The following is a 536-nucleotide window of genomic DNA, read 5'->3' as shown; positions in this document are numbered from 1 at the left end:
CCTTCACGCGCCATGCTAACCACCCGTTCCTCACCCGATGCGCCATCAATTGCCCGTCGGGTTCGGCGAGTCGTTCAACGCCGAGAGTCTGAGCGGCGACTGCATGCGCACCATCGCTTCCGAATCCAGCGAGATGGGCCAGCGCCCCGTCGCGATGCCATCCTTGAGTCGCGTCTTGCAAAGATCGTCGCCGTTCTTCGGGGCGCCATAAGGGTCCTGGATCAGGTTGACCGGCTCACGCGTCAGGATGCCGCTCGTTCCGATGCTGCCGATCACGTTGGCCGCGTAGTAAATCACCTTGTTGGCGAGCGGCACGTACATGTCATAGCAGTAGTGCACGTGAATCTTCAGCAGGTTCGCGTCCTGGATGTTCATGCTAGAGCTCGCGCCAGCCGGGACAGACGAATCGCGATACATCAGCGAGTCGTTGGGGACTTCCGTGTAAGTGGCGGCCTCGTCCGCGTAATAGCGAGGCTGCGCGTAATCGCGAATAGCCGCTGCAGTGGGATTGAGGACCGTGATGGTGCTGAAACGGG

At 60.8% G+C, this 536-nt stretch carries 1 pseudogene; it reads right to left on the bottom strand.

The window, feature by feature from the left end:
* Nucleotides 1-45: 45 nt before the first annotated feature.
* Nucleotides 46-536: pseudogene (locus BN2476_RS45210) on the bottom strand (pilus assembly protein); the annotation flags it as partial.

The organism is Paraburkholderia piptadeniae (assembly GCF_900007165.1).
Taxonomy (GTDB): Bacteria; Pseudomonadota; Gammaproteobacteria; order Burkholderiales; family Burkholderiaceae; genus Paraburkholderia; species Paraburkholderia piptadeniae.
This window is presented reverse-complemented; position numbering and strand designations above follow the sequence as displayed.